This window comes from Pseudomonas sp. JZ114 (genome assembly GCF_051027705.1).
In the GTDB taxonomy this organism is placed as follows: domain Bacteria; phylum Pseudomonadota; class Gammaproteobacteria; order Pseudomonadales; family Pseudomonadaceae; genus Chryseomonas; species Chryseomonas luteola.
In genome coordinates this window covers 1,074,734-1,098,232 of sequence record NZ_CP069256.1, presented here as the reverse complement: position 1 = coordinate 1,098,232, position 23,499 = coordinate 1,074,734, and the positions used below count along the sequence as shown (strand labels likewise).

The window sequence follows — 23,499 nt, the reverse complement described above, 5'->3', positions numbered from 1 at the left end:
CGGTAAGAACAGACGATTCGGGGCCGTCCATGACAGCCCCGAATCTCAACATAAAACACCCAGCGAACCTATCGTCGCGGCAATCAGCCTACGCGGTAGTTGGGCGCTTCTTTCGTAATTTGCACATCGTGTACATGGGATTCCGCCATGCCGGCGCCGGTGATGCGAACGAATTGAGGCTTGGTACGCATCTCCTCGATCGTGGCGCAGCCGGTGTAACCCATGGAGGCACGCAGGCCACCCATCAATTGATGAATAATAGCGGCTAACGGACCTTTGTACGGTACGCGACCTTCAATGCCTTCCGGTACCAGCTTTTCAGCACCGGACGCGGAGTCCTGGAAATAACGGTCGCTGGAGCCCTGGCTCTGCGACATCGCACCCAGCGAGCCCATGCCACGGTAGGACTTGTAGGAGCGACCCTGGAACAGCTCGACCTCGCCCGGTGCTTCTTCGGTACCAGCGAACATGGAGCCCATCATGACACAGTAACCGCCCGCCACGATGGCCTTGGACAGGTCACCGGAGAAACGGATGCCACCGTCAGCGATCAATGGAACACCTGTACCTTCCAGCGCAGCGGCAACGTTGGCAATGGCGGAGATCTGCGGAACCCCCACACCGGCCACGATACGCGTGGTGCAGATGGAGCCCGGGCCGATACCGACCTTGACGGCATCGGCGCCTGCATCAGCCAGTGCCTTGGCCGCTTCGCCGGTCGCGATGTTGCCACCGATGACCTGAACCTGCGGATAGGTTTCCTTGACCCAGCGTACACGCTCGATCACACCCTTGGAGTGACCGTGAGCGGTATCGACCACAATAACGTCAACACCGGCAGCAACCAGTGCAGCCACACGCTCAGGTGTCTCGGCGCCGGTACCGACGGCAGCACCGACACGCAGGCTGCCCGCTTCGTCCTTACTGGCGTTCGGGTAGGCCTTGGCTTTTTCGATGTCCTTGACGGTCATCATGCCTTTCAGGTTGAAGGCCTCATCGACGATCAGGACCTTTTCCAGACGGTGCTTGTGCAAGAGCTCGCGCACTTCCTGCTTGTTGGCACCCTCGCGAACGGTAACGAGACGCTCCTTGGGAGTCATCACATCGCGCACCGGAATATCGAGGCGGTTTTCAAAGCGCACATCACGGGAGGTGACGATACCGACCAGATCACCGTTGGCCAGGACCGGTACACCCGAGATGTTGTGCTGACGCGTCAGGTCGAACAGGTCGCGGACGGTTGCGCTGGCATCGATCGTGATCGGGTCCTTTACAACGCCGGCCTCGAAGCGCTTGACCTTGCGGACTTCAGCAGCTTGTTGCTCGACCGTCATATTCTTGTGGATGATTCCGATACCGCCTTCCTGGGCCATGGCAATGGCGAGACGGGACTCGGTTACGGTATCCATCGCAGCGGATACCAGGGGAATGTTCAACTCGATACCGCGCGTGAGGCGGGTCTTCAGGCTGACGTCTTTTGGCAGGACATCGGAATAACCGGGAATCAGGAGAACGTCGTCGAAAGTCAGGGCTTCTTGGCTGATGCGCAGCATGGCAGGGGCTCCCGGGCGGGAAAAATAAGAAGCGCGACATTATACCTGTCCTAGAGGAAAGCCTCAACGTAGGCATGAAAGTTGCCGCTCCGTTTACATGGGAAACAATATCAAATTAGAATAATTATCATTACTAAATCATGAGCACCTATCTTGAAAGCCTCGCCTCGCCCCTTCGGCCATGTCCGGCAAATACCTTTTCTTCTTTCCCTGCTTGCCGGTTGCATCGCTGCGTACACCCTACCCGCCCGGGCGGAAGACCGCGTCGACCTGTCTACCATGGAAATCCAGGCAGATATGCCTCAGGTAGAAGACGGGTATACAGCCGTACAGGCAGGTACAGCCAGCAAGAGTGACGTGCCGGTCAAGGAGGAGGCACAGTCTATTGAGGTCGTAACGCCTGAAATCATTCAGGACTACGACGTTCAGTCGCTGGATGATGCGATGAAGTTTGTCAGCGGCGTCAGCCAGGGCAATACCTTAGGGAACACCAAGGATTCATTGGTCAAGCGGGGATTTGGTACGAATGCCGACGGTTCGATCTTTCGCGATGGCGTGCGCTCAAACCTGTCCCGCAACTTTGGTCCTACCAGTGAGCGGGTCGAAGTTCTCAAGGGCCCGGCTTCTCTGCTTTACGGAGCACTTGAGCCGGGTGGATTGATCAACGTAGTCAGCAAACAGCCTCAGTATGTGCAGAGCACTACCTTTGGCGGCTCGGCCTTCAGCGAAGGGGGCGGTAGTCTGAATATCGACACTACCGGGCCTGTGGGCGATACCGGTTTTGCGTATCGCCTGATCGCCGAGCGGCAAAGCGAGGACTACTGGCGCAACTATGGTGTCAATCAGCACACCCTCATCGCTCCTTCGCTGAGTTGGACCGGCGAACGCGCCAGCGTGACGCTGGCCTATGAATACAACGACTATACGAGCCCGTTTGACCGCGGCACGGTGTTTGTCGATGGCCATCCGGCCAGTATCAGCTACGACAAGCGCCTGGATGAGAAATGGGCCAACACAACCGGCATCAGCGAGACTGCAACGGCTCGATTCGAGTATCAGCTTAGCGACGAGTGGAAGACGCGTCTGACCTACGGTTGGAATAACGACCGCTATAGCCTCGCCATCGCTCAGCCGGTCTCGGTTACGCCCAGTGGCGAACTTCTGCGAACAGCCAATGGCGGTCATTATGATTACGAGACCACCTACACCAGCTGGGACTTTATTGGGAAACAGGATTTCCTGGGCCAGCGCCATGATTTATTGATCGGTATCGATCATGAAATGAATGATCAGTACAGGGGCAAGACCTATCGCAATAGCACTGGCTCCCGCCGTAACATCAATATCTATTCACCCACCTATGGCAAGCTTGCCGAGCCCAGGCAGATCAGCCCTACGCAAAGCAATGCACGCAATGAACTTGAGTCCACCTCGCTTTATTTTAAAGATAACTGGCATCTGGATGATCGCTGGACTCTGGTCCTAGGCGGTCGCTATCAGCAATTCCAGCAATATGCCGCCCAAGGTTTGGGAGCAAACCGAAAAACCACTCTGGATAGGGACGATCAGGTAGTTATCCCGTTTGTTGGTCTGGTTTTTCAGGCAACCGACGCCTTGTCGCTCTACGGAAACTACAGCCGCTCCTTTGTTCCCAACACCACCGTGGATGATCTCAATCAGACATTTGATCCGGAAAAAGGACGCAGCTACGAATTGGGCGCCAAGTATACTCTAGCGCCGGGTCTGAACTTGAATGCAGCAGTATTCGACATTGAAAAAGACAATGTGGTCAGTACCCGCACGGTCAATGGTCAGTCGATAGGTAGCGCCGGCAAAGTAAGCGCCAGCGGACTGGAACTGGACGTCACCGGGCGGCTGTCCGAGCGTTGGAACATCATCGGCACCTATGCCTATACCCGTACGCGTATTCTGGAAAACAACAGCAATCCCACCTGGGAAGGCAACCGCCTCAATCAGGCACCTAAACATACGGCCAGCCTGTACCTCACCCATCATTTGCAGGTGCCGTCCAACCTGGGTGACTGGCATACCGGTGCAGGTGCGCGCTATGTAGGGGAACGTGCAGGTGACGACGAGAATAGCTTTTATATGAGCAGCTATACCGTGGCTGACGCCTTCCTGCGCTGGGACTTGCCTGTGCATGGCTATAAAGCCAAGCTGCAACTCAACGTCGACAACCTGTTTGACAAGCATTACTACCCCTCCAGCACCGGTAGCGCATTGCAGGTCAATGTGGGCGAGCCTCGTACGGCGCGCCTGAGTGCCAGCGTGACCTTCTGAGGGCATCAGATTATCCGTCTGGGCACCCTGCCCAGACGGCCCATCCCACCTAGGCGGCTCTCTGTTCTTATGCTCAACTGTCGGCACAAGAACACAACGGAGCGCCGCCATGCACATCGTCATCCCGGACGACTATCAACACGTTGTCGAAACCCTGGACTGCTTCACCCTGCTCGAACGTGCCGGGCATACCGTCACGGTCTATCATGATGCCGAGCGTGACCCAGCCGTTCTGATCGAGCGCTTTCGAGAAGCCGATGCGCTGGTGCTGACCCGCGAGCGAACACATGTCGACGAGGCGCTGCTGTCCCATCTACCCCGCCTCAAGCTGATCAGCCAGACCGGCAAGGCGACCGGTCATCTGGATGTCGCAGCCTGTACTCATCGCGGAATTGCGGTGGTGGAAGGCACCGGCTCGCCCATCGCCGCTGCCGAACTGACCTGGGCGCTGATTCTCATGGCGCGGCGCAAGCTCAAACCAGCCATCGATACCTTTTATGCCGGTGGCTGGCAAGTCAATCTGGGCGAACGCCTGAACGGCCAAATTTTGGGTATTTGGGGCTACGGCAAGATTGGCAAGCTGCTCGCCCGATATGGTCAGGCCTTTGGCATGCCTGTTCTGGTATGGGGCAGCGAGGCTTCGCGACGGGCCGCGGTGGCGGACGGTTATCGCGCCGCCGACAGCCAGGAGGCCTTCTTCGCCGAGTCGGATGTGCTAAGCCTGAACCTAAGGTTTTCAGACAAGACCCGCCATATCGTCCGTCGTGAGGACTTGGCGTTGATGAAGAAGTCAGCCCTTTTGGTGAATGCTGCCCGTGCAGGTCTGATCGAGCCGGGCGCACTGCTTGAAGCTGTCGAGGCAGGTCGCCCAGGCTATGCCGCGGTAGACGTATATGAAGAGGAGCCCGTACCGGCCGGCCATCCCCTCCTTTCCCACCCCAACATCCTGTGCACGCCTCATCTGGGTTACGTAGAGAAACACAGCTACGAACTCTACTTTGGCGAAGCGTTTGCCAATCTGATCGCCTTCTTTGCGGGCGAGCCGGAAAATGTCGCGAACCCAGACGTGCTGGGTCGCTAGCATCCAGCCGACGGCGGGCTTATGATGCCCGCCATGCTTAACGATCCTTTTCAACGTCTCGGCCTCGACCGTGAGGTCCTAACCGTCAGCCAGCTCAACGGCCGCGCCCGTGTTCTGCTGGAAGACGTCTTTTCTCAGGTCTGGGTGGAAGGCGAGATATCCAATCTTGCCCGCCCCGCCTCCGGCCATATCTACTTTACCTTGAAGGATAAGGACGCCCAGGTACGGTGCGCCCTCTTCCGGCAGAACGCCGTGCGTGTCAGGAACCTGCTCAAGGATGGCATGGCGGTGAAGGTTCGCGGCAAGGTCTCCCTGTTCGAAGGCCGTGGTGATTATCAGCTGATTCTGGAAACCCTGGAGCCAGCAGGTGACGGGCTCTTGCGACAGGCATTCGAAGCCCTGAAGCAGAAACTGCTGGGCGAAGGCTTGTTCGCGCAAGAGCGAAAGAAACCGCTGCCGGGCCATCCGTGCCGTATCGGAATCGTGACCTCACCGACTGGAGCGGTCATCCGCGATATCGTCAGCGTTTTCAAGCGCCGTGCGCCACAGGTCGAGCTGGTCCTGATACCTACGGCCGTGCAAGGACGTGAGGCAACGGCCCAGATCGCTCGTGCGTTGCAAACTGCAGACGTGCAGGGTTTCGATGCGATCATTCTGGCCCGGGGCGGTGGCTCCCTTGAGGATCTATGGTGCTTTAACGAAGAGCAGGTTGCCCGCGCTGTTGCAGCCGTTCAAACGCCTATCGTGAGTGCGGTCGGGCATGAGACGGATGTGTCGATTGCCGACTTCGTGGCCGACGTACGCGCCCCGACGCCCTCCGCTGCCGCAGAACTATTGGCCCCTCACAGCGGGGACCTTAAAAACCGCCTGGACGCGCTGTATCGGCGCCTGGTTGTCCGCATGGGTGAGCGGCTCAGCCGTGAGCAGTTGCGCTTGGAAAACATGACGCGTCGGCTTAAGCATCCGGGTGAGCGGCTGCGCCAGCAAGCACAGCGTATCGATGATCTGGACATGCGCCTGCGCCGCGCCTTTGTCATCGACATGAACCGGCGGCGGGACCGCCTTGCCCATGTCGAGACGCGACTGGCCGGCCAGCATCCGGGCCGTCAACTTGCTTTGCTACGTCAGCGGCTGGATCAACTGGCCCAGCAGCTTCCGCGCTGCATGGAGCGTCAGCTCAAGGAGCGTCGTCAGCGCCTGGCCGCCCAGGTTCAAACGCTGCATATCGTCAGCCCGCTTGCCACTCTGGGTCGTGGTTACAGCATTCTGCTCGACGAACGCGGCCACGCCATCCGGTCCGCCGATCAAACGCGTAATGGCCAGCGCCTCAAAGCCCGCCTGGCTGAAGGCGAGCTGGATGTTCGGGTGGAAGACAATCATCGGGAACCAACGACGCTCTCCCTGCTGGACTGACCATTAGCAGGCGCGACTGAAAAACGTTTCTACCTGAACACGTGCGCTCAGCTCGTCAACATAGCGGCGTACCGAGTCAGGCCACTCCAGCCCAGCCGTGACGCTCAGGCCTCGCAGAATTGGAAACAGGTTGAAGTCATCCAGCAGGAGCTGCGGACGTACCGGGTCAAGGCCGTACATCTCAACTAATAGCGTCAAGCGGTGGTTGATGTCTTCAATGGCCTGCTGGCTGTTTGACAGGGCCGCATTGAAATCTCCGATGATCTGGCTTTTCTTCTCGACAAACAGCGCGTGAGCCTCACGCGAGCCCATCTCCTTGAGGCCGATCTGTGCCCAGCGCGGATAGCCCAGCTGCTGAAACGACGGCAGGGCAGATTCAATCCAGGCGGTTACAGCTTGTGAATGGGCCTGTTCGATCATTGGTCTGTCATCGAGATGATCAAGATAGTGAACAATCGCCAGACTTTCCGTCATGGCGGTCCCGTCGTCCTTTACCAGGATCGGGACAGTCTTCTTGCCTACCAAACGCTCAGGGGTGGCTGCATCGTCATACAACAGCACCTGAAGCGTTGCATCGAGTTGCTTGAGGCCCAGCGCCATACGCGCCTTGGTACTGAAGGGACAGTGTTCGTAGTAGTAGAGCTTCATGAGGCTTCTCCTTGATGTCCTCATGCAGTGACCGGTGTGAACTCGCCCGGGTTCAGCCACGAGCGATTTGCCAGAAGCCAAGACATGAACGAGGATGACTGGATCACATTGCCTTGATTGTTTTCCTATGCCTCGCTTTTTTCTGCTACTGATTACCTTGTGTTTTACCTTTTGCGCCCATGCTGAAGGCTTCATCACCCGCCTGCTGGATAAACCTGTTCCAGGGGGTGTAGCGGTTGTTCCATTGGGCAACGGCCCGACGGCTCCCAAAGCGACCTATCAAGGGAAGCCGGTCATGGTGGTCCACGAAGAGGGCCAGCGCTGGATCGCTATCGTCGGTATTCCACTCACGATCAAACCCGGTCAGCAGACATTGACGGTCAATGGTAGCCGCACGGAAACCTTTGCGGTGCGCAGTCGCCACTATAAGGAACAGCACATCACGCTGAAAAATGATCGGCAGGTAAACCCCAATCCGGCGGATCTCAAGCGAATCGAGCGTGAGCTGGCTGAGCAGACCAAGGCCTATCAGATCTTTTCCCCCGGTACGCCCAGTAACCTGCTGCTGGACCGCCCCGTCGATGGACGCCTTTCCAGCCCGTTCGGCTTGCGGCGCTTTTTCAATGGCCAGGAGCGCAACCCACATTCAGGCCTCGATTTTGCCGTTCCAGCCGGTACACCAATCAAGGCACCAGCCGCAGGCAAGGTCATTCTGATTGGCGATTATTTCTTTAATGGCCGTACGGTATTCGTCGACCACGGACAGGGCTTTATCAGCATGTTCTGCCATATGTCCAAAGTGAACGTAAAGCTGGGGCAGGAAGTGCCCAGAGGTGGCGTGGTGGGCTTCGTGGGGTCGACGGGTAGAGCCACCGGGCCGCATATGCACTGGAATGTCAGCCTGAACGATGCACGGGTCGATCCCGCCATCTTCATCAACGCCTATACACCCTGACGGGGTCAATGAAAGCCTGTAAGCCCGCAAGGCTTACGGGTATAACAATCCTACCGCTTGCAAAGCGCCTCGCAGGGCACCCCGTCGTGATTTCCATCAATCTGGGTGTTGCCACATTGCTGCAGTTGAAATTTCGCCTCGGCGCAGCTGGACATGGCATTACAGCGTTTGAGCGTCGAGCAGTTGAACTCGCCGCTTTCCTCGCTTGCCGACTTGACCGGCGGCGTGTAGGTGGCTGATCCCTGCCGCTTATCCTGACGCTTGTCACGATCGGCCTTGCGCCACTCCCACGGTGGCATGCGTTCCGACTCCGGTAGCGCCCAAAGACCGCGCTTGGCAGCCTTGGCTTCGGCCTCAAGATCCAGCAGCGACTTGTCTTTCAAATACTGCCGGTACACCCAGGCCGAGCCGGACTTGACCTGCTCGGCATTCACATCTGTCCTGTCCTGGTAAACGCGCGCCACCTTGCGGCCGTAGCGGTCGGTATCCTGTACCTCAAGCCGCACATCCTTGCCAAAAACCATGCTGGAGAGGGACTGCTGCGCACGAGTCCCATAGGGCTGCTTGGACTCAGGCGTATCGATCTCGGCCAGTCGAATCTTGAGCTGTTTTTTCTGTGGCGTCAGGCAGGTCAGCGTATCGCCATCGTGCACACCTACCACACGGCAGTTGATGGTCTCGCCCTGGGCCAGCAACGGAAACAGGAAAAAAGCGGCAAACGGAATCAGACGCCTCACGCGAAAACTCCTTGGGAGAAAATGGGCAGAGCTGCTGTTCAAAGTACCACTCCTGCGGTGCAGCGATCAGCGGTCCAGGGGAATCAGCTTGTACAGTTCACCAATGGTGCACCGCTCCGCATCACCGGCTGGCGCATTGGAAATGATCAGATCTCCAGGTCGCAAACCGGCCGCTCTTGAGCTGTAGCCGATACGGTTACCTGCCTGCAGGTTGCCGCAAGGCTGCGCAAACTCAACCAGATAGGCCCGTCCCAGGCCAGTTCCCAGCGCAATGTGGCTGCGATCCAGATAACTCCATCCAGACAAGTCGAACCCAAGGATTGTACGGATTGGCTCGCCTTGGCTATAGCCCAGTCGCCTGAGTTTGCCGTCCAGCGTGGTCGGCGGTCCGAACGGTGTCGCACAGGCTGCCAGCAGTGAAAACAGCCCCAGCAGTCCCAGCGTTCTAAACACACGCATTCAAGAATCCTTAACCTGTTGTCTCTATCGTGGCGCTTTGAGTGCATGCGCCTTTGCCATGGCGGCACCCTATCGAATGTACTGTCTCAGAGGGTTAGGAAAGCGTGGCGCCTTATAGTTTCAATCCAGGCCTAATCGCGTCCGTTCAATGTTTCACTGACTTCGATCAAGCGTGAAAGACCTGCCTTCAGAGCCGCCACCGTGTCGGCGTCCAGAGGAAGCGTCTGTTTCATCGTACCGGGAATGCCACGTGCGGCCTCCTGCAGGGCTCGCCCATCCTGGGTCAGCGTTACCGCCACACAACGCTCGTCCTCAACCAGGCGAGACCGTTGGACCAGGCCGGCAGCTTCGAGGCGTTTGACCAGCGGGGTAAGGGTTCCGGTATCCAGATGCAGGCGCCTGCCGATCTCAGTGACCTTGAGCCCGTCCCGCTCCCAGAGCACAAGCATGACCAGGTATTGCGGATACGTAAGGCCCAGCGGCTCAAGCAATGGCCGATAGGCACGAATGGTGGCATTTGCCGCTGCGTAGAGCGGAAAACACAACTGTTCGTCGAGTGAAAGCTCGCACACGGAGCGATTTGGCGTCTCTTTTATCGAATCAGACATGACGACCTCGTCGAGACCAAAGCGAACATCCTGCGACGCCGAGCCTCTTGCTTGTTTACATTTCACGCAATTATATTGAACACAATATATCGGTAAGCCTCTAACTGCCAGATGCTACCTACTCTTGGAGAACATGCCCAATGGCTGATCTGTTTAGCGAACTGAAAATCAAAGACGTCACCCTGCGTAACCGTATTGCCGTCTCTCCCATGTGCCAGTACATGGCAAAAGACGGCATGCCCAACGAATGGCATTTCCAGAATTATGCCTCGCGTGCGGCAGGCGGTGCAGGTCTTATTGTTGTAGAGGCAAGCGCCGTCTCCCCTGAAGGCCGTATCACCCCTGCTGACCTGGGGATCTGGAACGATGAACAGGCCGAAGCCTACAAGCCTATCGTCAACTTCATCAAATCCACCGGTGCCGTAGCCGGTATCCAGATTGCTCACGCCGGCCGCAAAGCCAGCGCCAACCGTCCCTGGGAAGGCGATGATCATCTGCCGGAAGACCATCCGCTGGCCTGGGAAACCATTGGCCCCTCCGATAATGCCTTTGGTGCCCACCTGCCCCGTGCCCCCAAGCAGATGACGGTCGAGGATATCCATCGCGTTACAGCTGATTTCGTAGCCGCTGCCAAGCGCGCCCTGGCTGCTGGCTTTGAACTGCTTGAACTGCACTTCGCCCATGGTTACCTGGCGCAGAGCTTCTTCTCGCCGCTGGCCAACAAGCGTACCGATGAATACGGTGGCGACTTCGAAGGCCGTGCACGCTTCCTGCTGGAAACCTTCCATGCCGTACGCGAGGTATGGCCCCAGAACCTGCCGCTGATCGTACGCCTGGGCGTGACCGACTTCGTTGAAGGCGATCAGGGTATGGAAGAGTCCATCGAGCTGGTTCGCCGCTTCAAGGAAGGCGGTATGGACCTGATCGACGTCAGCATGGGCTTCAACACACCTGATGTGTCCAATGTTCCATGGGGCAAGCCAGGCTTCATGGGCGACAAGGCAAAGCAGATCACCGATGCGGTCGATGTGCTGACCTCCATCAGCTGGTCCATTCGCGAGCCCAAGGATGCCAATGAACTCATCGAAAGCGGCCAGACCGATCTGATCATGCTGGGCAAGGCTGTACTGGGTGATCCCTTCTGGCCTTACCATGCCGCTATCGAATTGGGTCGCGAGAACCCTCAGGATCTGCTGCCACCGCCCTATGCGGCCTGGCTGAAGCGTCGCTGAGTTTTCGCTGTCCAAAAAGGCGCCCGTTACACGGCGCCTTTTTTATTTGGTTCCGCTTATTGCTTGGCGAGACGCACAGTACGCTAGGCTATGTATCTACTCAGCCTATGGAGCGCCCATGATCACGGTTCATCACCTCAACAACTCCCGCTCACAACGTGTCCTCTGGCTGCTTGAGGAGTTGGGGCTCGAGTATCAGATCAAACGTTATGAGCGTGATCCGCAGACGTTGCTGGCGCCAAAGGAGCTGCGTGATGTTCACCCATTGGGCAAGTCGCCGGTTATTACCGATGACTCGATGACCTTGGCGGAGTCAGGCGCCATCATCGATTATCTGGCCCACCGCTACGGGCAGTCACTCGTTCCCTCCGCCGACGCCCCCGAGCGCGCACGCTATACCTACTGGCTGCACTATGCCGAAGGCTCAGCCATGCCACCCCTACTTCTCAAGCTGGTGTTCGACCGTGTCCGCACCGGTCCGATGCCTTTTTTCGCCCGCCCTATCGCGCGCGCTATCAGTGATCAGGTCACCCGAGTCTTCATTCAGCCGCAGCTGAACCTGCACTTCGATTATCTGGAAAGTGAGTTGAGCAAGCACGAATGGTTTGCAGGTGACGCCTTTACAGCAGCCGATATACAGATGAGTTTCCCGCTGGAAGCGGCTGCCTGTCGCGCAGGCTTGACGCAGGGCCGCCCCAAGCTCAAGGCCTTTCTGGAGCGTATCCATGCGCGACCGGCGTATCAACGCGCCCTGGAAAAAGGTGGCCCCTATGACTATGCCGCCCAGGGTTAATGCTGGCGCATGGGCATCTTGTCGATGGTGGCAAAGATCGCAGCAGGATCGATCTGGCCTTGTTGCACGATTTTCTTCCCGCCGTCCTTGCCCACCAGGATGACCGTTGCCTTGCCGCTCGGCTGTTCATCAAGCGCACTGACCAGCGCCTGGGTCTGATGTTCGCTCAGCGGCTCACCGTTACGCTGGCCACGATCACCGACTACGGTATAAAGCACCATATCCCGCTCGATAAAAGCCTCACGGTTGCGTGGCTCTTCAAGGGAGGTGGTCAACTGTTTGAGCACCGGATCATCCGCCGAAGCCGCCAGGACAACAAGGGGACGCGTCTTCCAACGCTCCTGGGTCAAAGGATTGTCCGCGTCAGCGGCCATCACGCCTCCCGCAATCGCCATGAGCCCGCTCAAGGTACCGGCTTTCAGCATGCGTAAAATAGACATCGTTATGACTCCCATCAAGAAAAGGGTCTTTGCATAACGACCACATACGCATCGAAAATTCAGTGGCTACACACCTGTAGCATTACAAAGCGTGTAGCCCTTGGCTTATCGCTCGATAGCCAGCGCGACACCCTGGCCACCACCAATACACAAGGTCGCCAGCCCCTTGTGCGCGTCACGCCGGATCATCTCGTACAGGAGATTGATCACGACCCGTCCGCCCGACGCGCCAATCGGATGACCCAGCGCGATAGCCCCTCCATTCACATTGACCTTGTCCCAGTCCCATCCCAGCTCCTGCCCTACCGACAATGCCTGGGCAGCAAAGGCTTCGTTGGCTTCGATCAGGTCCAGCTCGCCCAGACCCCATCCTGCCTTGTCCAGACAACGGCGCGTCGCTGACACGGGTCCGATTCCCATGATGGAAGGATCAACCCCTGCATTGGCATAGGCCTTGATGCGGGCCAGCACCGGCAGGCCCAGCGCGTCGGCCTTTTCCGCACTCATGAGAATGAGCGCAGCGGCCCCATCATTGATGCTGGAAGCATTACCGGCCGTGACCGTACCGTCGGGCTTGAATGCTGGCTTGAGCTTGGCCAAGGCTTCGGCTGTCGTGCCTGCACGCGGCTGCTCATCGGTATCGAACACCACCGGATCACCCTTGCGCTGAGGGATCACGATAGGGGTAATCTGGTCCTTGAAGCGGCCCGCCTCGATAGCCGCGAGAGCCTTCTGCTGGGAGGCCGCGGCGTACTCGTCCTGCGCCTGGCGGCTGATGCCATATTTCTCGACCAGATTCTCGGCAGTAATCCCCATGTGGTAATCGTTAAACGCGTCCCACAAACCGTCCTGAATCATCGAATCGACCAGCTCGGCATTTCCCATTCGTAGACCGGTACGCGCCTTGGGCAGAACGTAAGGCGCAAGGCTCATGCTTTCCATGCCACCGGCCACGATGATGTCGGCATCACCACAGCGAACGGCCTGGGTGGCCAGATGCAGCGCCTTGAGGCCCGAGCCGCACACCTTGTTAAGCGCCATGGCTGGCACCGTAGGCGGCAATCCCGCCTTGATGGAGGCCTGACGCGCCGTGTTCTGTCCAAGACCTGCCGTCAATACGTGGCCCATGATGACTTCATCGACCTGTTCCGGTGCGATACCGGTTTTTTCGATCACGGCCTTGATGACTGCAGCCCCCAGCTCCACGGCCGACACATTGGCCAGCGCACCTTGAAAGCTGCCAATGGCCGTCCGCGTAGCGGCCACGATAACAACGTCTCGCATTACTGTTCTCCTGAAATAAGATGGCCATGCGCCCGGCATCAGCACAAGGCGGTTCGCCTGCGGCATTCGTCTGGATCCCGTCGCGTACGTCCTGCGCTGATCAACAGGCGCACCATGCCTATGCCATTACTGAACAGCCGGTGGCTTCCTGCAACGCTTCGAAGGTGACGCCTTCAGCCAGCTCGACCAGCTTCAATCCTTCTGGGGTCACATCCAGCACCCCCAGGTCGGTAATGATCCGGTTGACCACCCCTACTCCGGTCAGTGGCAAGTCACAGACCGGCAGGATCTTGTGAGCGCCTTTGGCGGTGTGCTCCATCAGCACTACCACGCGTTTTACACCGGCAACAAGGTCCATTGCCCCGCCCATGCCCTTTACCATCTTGCCGGGAATCATCCAGTTGGCGAGATCTCCCTTTTCCGACACCTGCATAGCGCCCAGAATGGCGATGTTGATATGACCGCCCCGGATCATGGCAAAACTCAAGGCACTGTCGAAGTAACTGCTGCCCGGCAGGGCAGTAACAGTTTGCTTGCCGGCGTTGATCAGGTCCGGGTCAATGGTCTCTTCTGTCGGAAACGGGCCGATACCCAGGAGTCCGTTTTCAGATTGCAGCCACACATCCATTCCTTCAGGGATATAGTTGGCGACCAGAGTGGGCAGGCCAATGCCCAGGTTGACATAGAAGCCGTCCTGCAATTCCTTGGCGGCGCGCTGCGCCATTTGTTCACGAGTCCAGGCCATATTAGTTGCCCTCCGACAGGGTGCGTTTCTCGATGCGCTTCTCGGGGTTGGCATTCACAACGATGCGCTGCACAAAGATGCCCGGCAGATGGACCTCATCAGGGTCTAGCTCACCCGTTTCCACCAGCTGTTCCACCTCGGCAATACATAGCTTGCCCGCCATTGCTGCCAGAGGGTTGAAGTTACGCGCAGTCTTGTTGAAGACCAGATTGCCTGCCTTGTCAGCCTTGATCGCTTTGACCAGTGCCACATCCGCCACCAGCGACCGCTCCATCACATACTGCTCACCATCGAACTCACGGGTTTCCTTGCCTTCGGCCACCAGCGTGCCATAGCCGGTACGCGTAAAGAACGCCGGGATGCCTGAACCACCGGCACGCAATTTTTCCGCAAGCGTGCCTTGGGGGGTGAATTCCAATTCCAGCTCACCGGAAAGGTACTGCCGCTCGAACTCCTTGTTCTCGCCTACGTAGGAGGAAATCATTTTCTTGATTTGCCGGGACTCGAGCAGTACGCCCAGGCCAAACCCGTCTACTCCGGCGTTATTACTGATCACGGTCAGCTCGCGCTTGCCGGTCTCGCGCAGCGCCAGAATCAGCGCTTCGGGAATCCCGCACAGACCGAAACCGCCGACCGCCAGCGTCATGCCGTCTTCCACGACCCCTTCCAGGGCATGGGCGGCACTGGGATAAAGCTTGTTCATGGTTTACCTCGTGTCGTTATTGTTGTTAACGGGCCAACCAGCCCCCATCGACATTCCACGCGGCGCCCCGTACCTGGGCGGCCGCATCGCTGCAAAGAAACAGTGTTAGCTCGCCCAGTTGGGCAGGCGTGACGAATTCAAGTGACGGCTGCTTCTCCTCCAGAAGCTCCCGCCGTGCGCGCTCTGCATCGCCATCTGCAGCGGCGCGTGCATCGATCTGCTGCTGCACCAGAGGTGTCAGCACCCAGCCCGGGCAGAGCGCATTACAGGTCACATTACAATCGGCCGTTTCCAGTGCAACCACCTTGGTCAGTCCGACCACGCCATGCTTGGCAGCCACATAAGCGGATTTCTGTGCCGACCCTACCAATCCATGCACGGACGCGATGTTCACAATCCTTCCCCAGCCGCGCTGCCTCATACCCGGCAATGCCAGACGAGTCGCGTGAAATACCGAGGACAGATTGATTGCAATGATCGCGTCCCACTTCTCGACCGGAAACGTCTCGACCGATGCCACATGCTGGATGCCGGCATTGTTGACCAAAATATCCACACCACCGAACTCATGTTCAGCATAGGCGAAAAGCTCAGTAATCTGCTCAGGCCGGGACAAGTCCGCCCCGTGATAGCCCACCCGCCCACCCAAACGGCTTAGGTCGGCTTTAGCCGTCTCGCTGTCACCAAAGCCATTGAGGATCACATCGGCACCCGCTTCGGCCAGTCGCGTGGCGATACCCAGACCGATTCCACTGGTCGAACCGGTTACCAAGGCGGTTTTGCCTTTCAAGTCCATAACGTTCTCCTCTACACGATGCCAGTGGCATAGAACACGCCGATGACCACGAACACTGCCAACGTCTTGATCAGCGTGATACCAAATACGTCTTTGTAAGCTTCCCGGTGCGTCAGTCCAGTTACTGCCAGCAAGGTGATGACGGCGCCATTGTGCGGCAGGGTATCCATGCCACCGCTGGCCATAGCCGCCACCCGGTGCAGCACCTCAAGGGGGATCTGTGCGGCATTGGCTGCGGCGATAAAGCTGTCCGACATGGCCGCCAGCGCAATACTCATGCCGCCTGAAGCCGAGCCAGTGATGCCAGCCAGAAGCGTTACGGTAATGGCTTCATTGATGAGTGGGTTGGGAATGGTCTTGAGCGCGTCTGCCAAGACTAGAAAACCCGGCAGCGAAGCGATTACTGCACCAAACCCATATTCAGACGCAGTATTCATGGCGGCCAGCAAAGCCCCGCCTACTGCGGTTTTAGTGCCCTCGGCCAAGCGGGTACGGATGGTTTTAAACGCAGCCACAAGCACCAGCAAAATGCCGATTAACAAGGCAGCCTCGACGGCCCAGATTGCCGTCAGCTTACTGACTTCGCTGGTAACAGGCGTTGCCAGCCCCGGTAGCGCTAGCGTGTGCGTCTTGCCGTACCACTGAGGAATCCAGTGGGTAAATAGCAGATTCATGACGCCGACCAGGATAAGTGGCGACAGCGCCAGAAGCGGGTTCGGCAAGTTGATGTTGTCCGGTGTTTCCGGCTCGTTGCGCAACTCGGTGCCGTACCCTTCTCCACGCGCCATCGCTTTACGACGCTGTCGCCCCAGATAGGTCAACCCGACCGCGATGACAAACAACGAGCCGATCAACCCCAGCCACGGGGCGGCCCAGGCCGTCGTGTTGAAGAATGTCGTAGGAATGATGTTCTGTATTTGAGGCGTACCCGGCAGGGCATCCATGGTGAATGAAAACGCACCCAGTGCAATGGTGGCTGGAATCAAACGTTTGGGAATGTTGCTCTGACGAAACATCTCGGCTGCGAATGGGTACACCGCAAACACGACAACGAACAGCGAGACGCCACCATAGGTCAGCAAGGCGCAAACCAGCACGATGACCAGCATGGCCTGCCGTGTGCCCAGCAGACGAATCGCAGCAGCCACAATGGAACGGGAAAAACCGGAAAGCTCGATCAGCTTGCCGAAGACTGCACCCAGCAGAAAGACAGGAAAGTACAGCTTGATGAAGCCGACCATCTTGTCCATGAACACACCGGTAAATGCCGGAGCCACAGCGGAAGGATCGGTCAGCAGCACCGCCGCAAGGGCTGCAATCGGTGCAAACAGGATAACGCTATAACCACGGTACGCCGCCAGCATCAGCAGACCCAGCGCCGCCAGAGCAATCAATACGCTCATGTTTTCTCCTCGCTGGCCGGTCAGCACCGAACGCAGCGGCTAGTTATTGTTGTAGCTGTGGAGACAGCAAGGCTTTGTAAGCGAGATCCATGCCAGACACTAACACCTTGAATTACTTAACTAATTGCTCCTTCAATTCATTGATTTCTCCAATTGGAGACAAGTTCGAATCAATTTTGTCTCCAACTTGAGAATAGTCTCTATTTCAAGACAAGAGCCCTAGGGCAGCCATTTTCTTATAAAGGGTGGAGCGTCCGAGGCCCAAGCGTTTGGCAGCCTCCTCGACCCTGCCTGAGCACGATGACAAGACCTGGGTAATGAGCTCATGCTCGAATTGGCGCTTCGCCTCTTCATACGTCATGTTGTTACTAGGCGTACTGGTAGTGCTAATGGACACCTGCTCAATCGCTTTGGGTGGCAAGGGTTTTCCTAATGCCGAGCCAATGCTGAGCGCGCCAATAACGGCCTCATCACTCAACAGCGATGCGCGCTCTAGAACATTGCGCAGCTCACGTACGTTGCCAGGCCAATCGTAGCAGGCGAGCAAAGCCAGTGCTTCCTCATCCAGCTCCCGAGGCGCATGTCCTTCCGCCAGCAAACTGTCCAGGATGGCTTCGCATAACGCCGGCAGGTCTTCTCGCCGTTCACGCAGCGGCGGAACCACAATGGGCAGTACGTTCAAGCGGTAGTACAGATCCGCCCGAAATAAGCCTTCAGCTACCAGCGCATCCAGATTGCGTGAGGTTGCCGCAATCAGCCGAACGTCGCAGCGCAGCACCTCGTTGGACCCCAGCGGCTCGAATTCCTTTTCCTGAAGTACCCTCAAAAGTTTTGCCTGTAAGCTCAGGGGCATATCGCCGATTTCGTCCAGAAATAGCGTTCCGCCCTGCGCAATCTGCAGTTTTCCTGCCCGCGCCTTGCGGTCCGCGCCTGTAAAGGCACCAGGCGCCGTGCCGAAGAACTCAGCTTCCAACAGATTTTCAGGGATGGCAGCCGCATTCACACTGACAAACGACTTATTGGCCCGAGGGGATGCCGCATGAATGGCATGGGCCAACAACTCCTTTCCTGTGCCGGTCTCGCCCAACAGCAAGACAGAGGTCTCTACCGTAGCCGCACGTCTCGCTCGTCGCTTGACCTCCTGACTGGCCGGGCCGCTGCCTACGAAGTGGGCAAAACTGTATTTGGCCTGCCGGGCGTTCTGCAGCGACCGCCGCGTCGAAGCCAATTCCTCCTGAATCCGTAAGAACCGCGTCACCAAGGGGGCCAACGTCCGTAACTCATCGAACAAGGCAAAGCCAATGGCACCGATGACCTGACCGGTATCGTCATGGATGGGCAAACGCATCACCACCATTGGTCCTTTGGGTGTATCAAGCAGATCCAGCAGGATGGGCTGGCCCGTGTTGACTACTTCCCGCAACAAGCTTCCCGGAATCACCTGCTCACACACCTGCCCGATCGCCGACTTTGCGCTGGGCAAGCCAAAGCGCCGGGCATAACGCTCATTCATCCAAACGATACGGAGGTCACGGTCCACAATCACGGTACCTTCGCTGCTCTGCTCGATGCTTTCAAATAGCGAGCGAATTGCCCGCAGACTGATCTGCTGATAGTCGCTCAGGTCATTGGCGGTCGCCATATCGATACCTGTATAGCGATTCATGGCCGCAAGGCATGCTGTAGCTGATGGGCACGCCGTTCGGCTATCCGCGCCTTGCGCTCCTCGCTCCACTCATAAAACCCATTGCCGCTGCGTAGGCCTGTTCTTCCCTGCCCGACGCGTTCACGCAAAACCTCTAGCACCTCTTCATCCTTGGCTAAGGTCGGCATCAGGTGGCTAGCGATGTCCAGAAAGGTATCGAGACCACCCATGTCTGCCGCTTCCAGCGGTCCCACCATGCCGTAGCGCCTACCCAGAGAGGCCCGCATGACCCGGTCCACATCTTCAGGCGACGCTGCACCGCTTTGTACGATATGCAGGGCCTCACGCAGCACGGCAAACTGCAGGCGGTTGCCAATGAAGCCCGGAATCGCCCGCATGAGCAAAACAACTTCCAGGTCCATGACTTGCAATACATCCCGCACCCTCTCCAAACAGGCTGGGTTGGTCTTTTCTCCCGGCACCAGTTCGACCAGTGGAATCAGATGAGGCGGGTTCCAGAAATGAGCAATGAGCAACCGTTCGGGATATGCCATTCCCTGAGCCAGTTGCTCGGGAGGAAAGCCGCTTGTGTTACTGGCAATAATGGCCTCTGGCGAAACGACTGACTCAAGCTCCGCATACAACGCATGCTTGAGCGCCAGCCGCTCAGGTACAGCCTCGATCAATAGCGTGGCATCAGCCAAATCGGCCAGCGCATCGGTTGTCGTGATCCTGGTCAGCACTGCATGGGTCTGACTGGATTCAAACAGCGCAGCCGCTGATAGCTCTTCCAGAACACTTCTGGCAATGGCGGGCACATCGCTCAAACGCTCGGCGGAAACGTCTCGCAGCAGAACCGAATGTCCGTGGCGAGCAAAATGAGTGGCAATCCCGACACCCATGAGGCCGGCGCCAATAATTGCGATTCGAGGCGTTTGCATTGTTGTTGTCCTGAATAGCCTGTCGAAGGGCCAGTCTGCAATCGTCCCAAGGCAAAGGGCAAGCGCCGGAAACAACAACGCCCCATCGCCAGCATGGCAGACGGGGCGCTAGGGAAGAGTAGCGAGCGATCAGAGCAGTTCGAAGTCGTCCACATCCCGATACGCCGGGAACGCATCGCGGTAGCGCGACAGCGTGTCGGCAGACAGCGACACCGTAAACACTCCTGCGCTGTCCTTGGCGTCCAGGAGCGGCTCGCCCTGGCAGTCCAATACCTGGCTGTCGCCGCTATAGGCGATTCCTTTTCCGTCTTCGCCAATACGATTCACGGCCGCGACATAACAGAGGTTTTCAATGGCCCGAGCGGGAAGCAGCCGATTCCAGTGGTTACGCCGTGCGGCTGGCCAGTTGGCGGTATAGAGCAACAGATCAGTCTTGACTGGATCACGGCTCCACACCGGAAACCGCAAGTCGTAACAGATCAAGGGACGAATGCGCCAGCCGTTGAGCTCGAATACCGCTTGCGCTTCACCTGCGGTGTAATGTTCGTGCTCTCCGGCCATGCGAAACAGGTGACGTTTGTCATAATGGGACATCGTGCCGTCAGGCCGCGCCCACAGGAGTCGATTACGGTACTGCCCTTGGGCATCACGAACGATCAGGCTGCCCGTTATCACAGCATTGAGCGATGCCGCTTGCTCGCGTATCCACGCATGGGTACGTCCGCCTTCATCCTCAGCCAGCAGGGCTGACTCCATCGAAAAGCCGGTAGTGAACATCTCAGGCAGTACAACCAGATCCGCGCCTTTCGCCTGTTGCAGCAAGGCAGTAAACCGGTCGCGGTTGGCCGAAGCATCATGCCAGAACAGTTCAGTCTGGATGAGTGCCAGTTTCAAATCAGGTCTCAGGCTTAGATCGCGCACAGTTTTTCCGCTGCTAGCCGCAGCGTCTCCTCTCGTTTAGCGAAGCAGAAACGTACCAGACGCAAGTCCTTTGGAGCTTCCTGATAAAACACGGAGATCGGAATGGCAGCCACACCGTGCTCACGCGTCAACCACTCGGCCATTTCGACATCGCTTACGTCATCCCGAATAGCGGAATAGTCCGCCAGCTGGAAATAGGTCCCTGCTGCACGTGTAAACGCCAATTTAGACGAACCCAACAAATCACAGAACAGATCTCGTTTGGCCTGATAAAACGCTGGGAGTTCGGTTACATGCTCGGGATGCGCTTCCATGAAATCTGCCAATGCCCATTGCAGAGGCGTCACCCCGCAAAAGCTTACATACTGGTGAATCTTGCGCAGTTCGCTTGAAAGCTCGCGCGGGGCGATCACATACCCGGTCTTCCAACCTGTCACATGATATGTTTTGCCAAAGGAGCTGATAACAAACGCACGGGCGTAGAGTTCATCATGGGTGAGTACACTGGCATGCTCTGCTCCGTCGAAAACCAAGTGCTCATATACCTCATCACTGATCAGGTAGATATCCCGATCGCGAATCAATGCGGCGAGACGGTCCAGCGCGTCGCGACCAACCAGCGAGCCGCTCGGGTTATGGGGCGTGTTCAGTACGATAGCCCGTGTGCGCGACGTCAGGGCTGCCTGCAAACGATCCCAGTCGATCCCAAAATCCGGCAGTGCCAAGGGTAGGTGGATGCAGCGCCCACCGGCCAGTTCAACCGAGGGTGCGTAAGAGTCATAGCAAGGATCGAATACAATCACTTCATCACCGCTGCGAACTACAGACTGAATGGCGCAAAAGATGGCCTGCGTCGCACCGGGTGTAATGGTGACTTCCTGTTCGGCATCAACCGTGCGCCCATAGAGCGTAGCCACTTTGCGGGCCACTTGCTCACGCAAGGCGGGCAATCCTGTCATGGGCGCATACTGGTTATGACCGGCCATGACGTGCCGACTTACCGCCTCGCGCAAGGCATCCGGGCCGTCGAAATCCGGGAAACCCTGAGACAGGTTGATTGCGCCCGTTTCCATGGCCAGTTGGGACATGCGGGTAAAGATAGTCACACCGAGGGAAGGCAACTTGCTCTGGATCATCGAACGCTCCGACAACAAGGCGGTCGGCTTCGATGCCGTCGACGGCTCAGCGAAGCACTATGCACCGCTATCATGACTTAAGACTGGCCACTCGGAAGATGCCCGAGCAGCCTGGTATTCGAACGGGCCAGACAGCGCTGGCCCGTTACAACAGGGAAGCGACTAGCGACGCTTATCCTTGCGCTTCTTCTCCGCTTTCTTGTGATGGCTCATCAAACGGCGCTTTTTGTTCACCTGCCGCTCGGTCAGCGTGTTCTTCTTGTCCGCAAACGGGTTTTCACCCGACTTGAATTCAATGCGAATAGGCGTACCTATCAGCTTCAATACCCGGCGATAGGTGTTTTCCAGGTAGCGGACATAGGCGCGCGGGACCGCATCCACTTGGTTACCATGGATAACCAACAGCGGGGGGTTGGCTCCGCCCATGTGCGCATAACGCAGCTTGATTCGACGACCATTGACCAGCGGCGGCTGGTGCTCCTGAACCGCATCCTCAAGGATCTTGGTCAGACGACTGGTAGGCCAGCGGGTAACGGCCGAAGCGAATGCCTGCTGCACCGACTTGTACAGATGTCCCACACCGGTGCCATGCAATGCGGAAATGAAATGAATATCTGCGAAATTGGCAAACATCAGGCGGCGTTCGAGTTCGGTCTTCACGTAATCGCGCTCACTGGACTCCATGCCGTCCCACTTGTTGAGCGCAATCACCAGGGCGCGACCGGTTTCCAGGACAAAGCCCAACAGGTTCAGATCATGCTCGACTACCCCTTCACGGGCGTCCATCACAAAGATAACGACGTTGGCGTCCTGAATGGCCTGAAGCGTCTTCACAACAGAAAACTTTTCTACCGCTTCGAAGATCTTGCCGCGGCGACGCACACCGGCGGTGTCGATCAGCGTGTATTTCTCTTCGTTGCGCTCGAAGGGAATGTAGATACTGTCGCGAGTGGTGCCAGCCTGGTCATATACGATGACCCGCTCTTCGCCAAGCATACGGTTGACCAGCGTGGACTTGCCCACGTTGGGACGGCCAATGATGGCGATCTTGATCCCGGCCTTTTCATCCGGTCCCGGAATACGCTTCTCGATGACACTCTCATCCGAAGCCTGATCGCCCTCTTCGTCTTCCGCATCAACAATGAACTCTTCTTCCTCATCCTTAGGGAAGGAGCCCAGCACCTGCTCAAGCATGCCGTTGATACCGCGGCCATGCGCAGCCGCAATGGTCAGCGCATCACCCAGGCCCATTGGGCTGAATTCAGCCCGGGCAATGTCTGGATCAACTGCGTCGACCTTATTAGCAATCAAAAAGCAGCGCTTGTTACGCGTACGCAGATGCTCGGCGATCATCTGATCGCCTGCCGTCATCCCGGCACGGGAATCCACCATGAACAGAACGGCGTCGGCTTCTTCAATAGCCTGAAGCGACTGCTCGGCCATTTTCATATCGATGCCTTCTTCGTCGCCGGAGATACCTCCGGTGTCGACAACGATATACGTCCGCCCCTGCCAACGCGCCTCGCCATACTTGCGGTCGCGGGTCAGGCCCGCGATATCGGCCACGATGGCATCACGGGTTTTGGTAAGTCGATTAAACAAGGTGGACTTGCCTACATTAGGGCGTCCTACCAGAGCAATAACGGGAACCATACGGCTCTCCACAGGAATACAGAAAACACAAAGGCCGCTACCGTGAGGGCGA

At 57.6% G+C, this 23,499-nt stretch carries 22 protein-coding genes; 6 read left to right on the top strand and 16 right to left on the bottom strand.

Annotated features, from left to right (window positions below; all coding sequences use genetic code 11):
* Nucleotides 1-83: 83 nt before the first annotated feature.
* Nucleotides 84-1,553 carry an IMP dehydrogenase gene (guaB, locus tag JQR90_RS05145; protein WP_010797355.1) on the bottom strand — a complete coding sequence of 490 codons (1,470 nt, stop codon included), beginning with the start codon at nt 1,551-1,553 and terminating at the stop codon, nt 84-86.
* A gap of 279 nt (nt 1,554-1,832) precedes the next feature.
* Here guaB and JQR90_RS05140 point away from each other — a divergent pair, with 279 nt between their 5' ends.
* The 3 genes from JQR90_RS05140 (at nt 1,833) to xseA (ending at nt 6,348) form a co-directional block, all read left to right on the top strand.
* A complete protein-coding gene (locus JQR90_RS05140; protein WP_434140769.1) occupies nt 1,833-3,854 on the top strand; it encodes a TonB-dependent siderophore receptor in 2,022 nt (673 codons plus the stop codon).
* A gap of 109 nt (nt 3,855-3,963) precedes the next feature.
* Nucleotides 3,964-4,935 carry a D-2-hydroxyacid dehydrogenase family protein gene (locus tag JQR90_RS05135; protein ID WP_239381629.1) on the top strand — a complete coding sequence of 324 codons (972 nt, stop codon included), beginning with the start codon at nt 3,964-3,966 and terminating at the stop codon, nt 4,933-4,935.
* A 33-nt stretch (nt 4,936-4,968) separates the two neighbouring features.
* Nucleotides 4,969-6,348, top strand: coding sequence for an exodeoxyribonuclease VII large subunit (xseA, locus tag JQR90_RS05130; RefSeq protein WP_037030794.1), 1,380 nt, complete (start codon nt 4,969-4,971; stop codon nt 6,346-6,348).
* Between the two features lie 3 nt (nt 6,349-6,351).
* Here xseA and grxB read toward each other — a convergent pair whose 3' ends face one another.
* Nucleotides 6,352-6,996 carry a glutaredoxin 2 gene (gene grxB / locus JQR90_RS05125; RefSeq protein ID WP_010797351.1) on the bottom strand — a complete coding sequence of 215 codons (645 nt, stop codon included), beginning with the start codon at nt 6,994-6,996 and terminating at the stop codon, nt 6,352-6,354.
* A gap of 127 nt (nt 6,997-7,123) precedes the next feature.
* Between grxB and JQR90_RS05120 the strand changes: the two genes are divergently transcribed.
* A complete protein-coding gene (locus JQR90_RS05120; RefSeq protein ID WP_010797350.1) occupies nt 7,124-7,951 on the top strand; it encodes a peptidoglycan DD-metalloendopeptidase family protein in 828 nt (275 codons plus the stop codon).
* Between the two features lie 50 nt (nt 7,952-8,001).
* Here the strand turns inward: JQR90_RS05120 and JQR90_RS05115 are convergent, their stop codons facing one another.
* The 3 genes from JQR90_RS05115 to JQR90_RS05105 form a co-directional block, all read right to left on the bottom strand.
* Nucleotides 8,002-8,688, bottom strand: a complete 687-nt coding sequence (locus tag JQR90_RS05115) for a thermonuclease family protein (RefSeq protein ID WP_434140580.1) — start codon at nt 8,686-8,688, stop codon at nt 8,002-8,004.
* Between the two features lie 66 nt (nt 8,689-8,754).
* Nucleotides 8,755-9,147, bottom strand: a complete 393-nt coding sequence (locus JQR90_RS05110; RefSeq protein WP_312508406.1) for a DUF6491 family protein — start codon at nt 9,145-9,147, stop codon at nt 8,755-8,757.
* Nucleotides 9,148-9,278: 131 nt separating this feature from the next.
* A complete protein-coding gene (locus JQR90_RS05105; protein ID WP_010797347.1) occupies nt 9,279-9,755 on the bottom strand; it encodes a MarR family winged helix-turn-helix transcriptional regulator in 477 nt (158 codons plus the stop codon).
* A gap of 140 nt (nt 9,756-9,895) precedes the next feature.
* Between JQR90_RS05105 and JQR90_RS05100 the strand changes: the two genes are divergently transcribed.
* The gene (locus tag JQR90_RS05100) at nt 9,896-10,987 is read left to right on the top strand and encodes an NADH:flavin oxidoreductase/NADH oxidase (protein ID WP_010797346.1); all 1,092 of its coding nucleotides are present in this window, start codon (nt 9,896-9,898) and stop codon (nt 10,985-10,987) included.
* Between the two features lie 118 nt (nt 10,988-11,105).
* On the top strand, nt 11,106-11,780 hold the full coding sequence (locus JQR90_RS05095; protein WP_010797345.1) for a glutathione S-transferase: 675 nt from the start codon (nt 11,106-11,108) through the stop codon (nt 11,778-11,780).
* Here the strand turns inward: JQR90_RS05095 and JQR90_RS05090 are convergent.
* The 11 genes from JQR90_RS05090 to der all read right to left on the bottom strand — a co-directional run bounded on the left by JQR90_RS05090 (nt 11,777) and on the right by der (nt 23,447).
* Nucleotides 11,777-12,220, bottom strand: coding sequence for a DUF4174 domain-containing protein (locus tag JQR90_RS05090; protein ID WP_010797344.1), 444 nt, complete (start codon nt 12,218-12,220; stop codon nt 11,777-11,779). The genes JQR90_RS05095 and JQR90_RS05090 overlap by 4 nt on opposite strands.
* Before the next feature lie 105 nt (nt 12,221-12,325).
* The gene (locus tag JQR90_RS05085) at nt 12,326-13,504 is read right to left on the bottom strand and encodes an acetyl-CoA C-acetyltransferase (protein ID WP_010797343.1); all 1,179 of its coding nucleotides are present in this window, start codon (nt 13,502-13,504) and stop codon (nt 12,326-12,328) included.
* A gap of 118 nt (nt 13,505-13,622) precedes the next feature.
* On the bottom strand, nt 13,623-14,249 hold the full coding sequence (locus JQR90_RS05080; protein WP_010797342.1) for a CoA transferase subunit B: 627 nt from the start codon (nt 14,247-14,249) through the stop codon (nt 13,623-13,625).
* Nucleotide 14,250: 1 nt separating this feature from the next.
* On the bottom strand, nt 14,251-14,952 hold the full coding sequence (locus tag JQR90_RS05075) for a CoA transferase subunit A (protein WP_010797341.1): 702 nt from the start codon (nt 14,950-14,952) through the stop codon (nt 14,251-14,253).
* Between the two features lie 25 nt (nt 14,953-14,977).
* Nucleotides 14,978-15,748 carry a 3-hydroxybutyrate dehydrogenase gene (locus tag JQR90_RS05070; protein WP_073449519.1) on the bottom strand — a complete coding sequence of 257 codons (771 nt, stop codon included), beginning with the start codon at nt 15,746-15,748 and terminating at the stop codon, nt 14,978-14,980.
* A gap of 11 nt (nt 15,749-15,759) precedes the next feature.
* Entirely contained in the window at nt 15,760-17,151 is a 1,392-nt protein-coding gene (locus JQR90_RS05065; RefSeq protein WP_010797339.1) for a GntP family permease, read from the bottom strand.
* A 205-nt stretch (nt 17,152-17,356) separates the two neighbouring features.
* Nucleotides 17,357-18,793 carry a sigma-54 interaction domain-containing protein gene (locus tag JQR90_RS05060; protein WP_037030788.1) on the bottom strand — a complete coding sequence of 479 codons (1,437 nt, stop codon included), beginning with the start codon at nt 18,791-18,793 and terminating at the stop codon, nt 17,357-17,359.
* Between the two features lie 20 nt (nt 18,794-18,813).
* The gene (locus JQR90_RS05055; RefSeq protein ID WP_010797337.1) at nt 18,814-19,737 is read right to left on the bottom strand and encodes a 3-hydroxyacyl-CoA dehydrogenase family protein; all 924 of its coding nucleotides are present in this window, start codon (nt 19,735-19,737) and stop codon (nt 18,814-18,816) included.
* 129 nt (nt 19,738-19,866) lie between these two features.
* Entirely contained in the window at nt 19,867-20,658 is a 792-nt protein-coding gene (locus JQR90_RS05050; RefSeq protein ID WP_010797336.1) for an amidohydrolase, read from the bottom strand.
* Nucleotides 20,646-21,794 (bottom strand): pyridoxal phosphate-dependent aminotransferase, encoded by a 1,149-nt coding sequence (locus tag JQR90_RS05045; RefSeq protein ID WP_010797335.1) that lies wholly within the window; start codon nt 21,792-21,794, stop codon nt 20,646-20,648. The genes JQR90_RS05050 and JQR90_RS05045 overlap by 13 nt, the downstream gene beginning before the upstream one ends.
* A gap of 162 nt (nt 21,795-21,956) precedes the next feature.
* The gene (gene der, locus JQR90_RS05040; protein ID WP_010797334.1) at nt 21,957-23,447 is read right to left on the bottom strand and encodes a ribosome biogenesis GTPase Der; all 1,491 of its coding nucleotides are present in this window, start codon (nt 23,445-23,447) and stop codon (nt 21,957-21,959) included.
* Nucleotides 23,448-23,499: the final 52 nt, after the last annotated feature.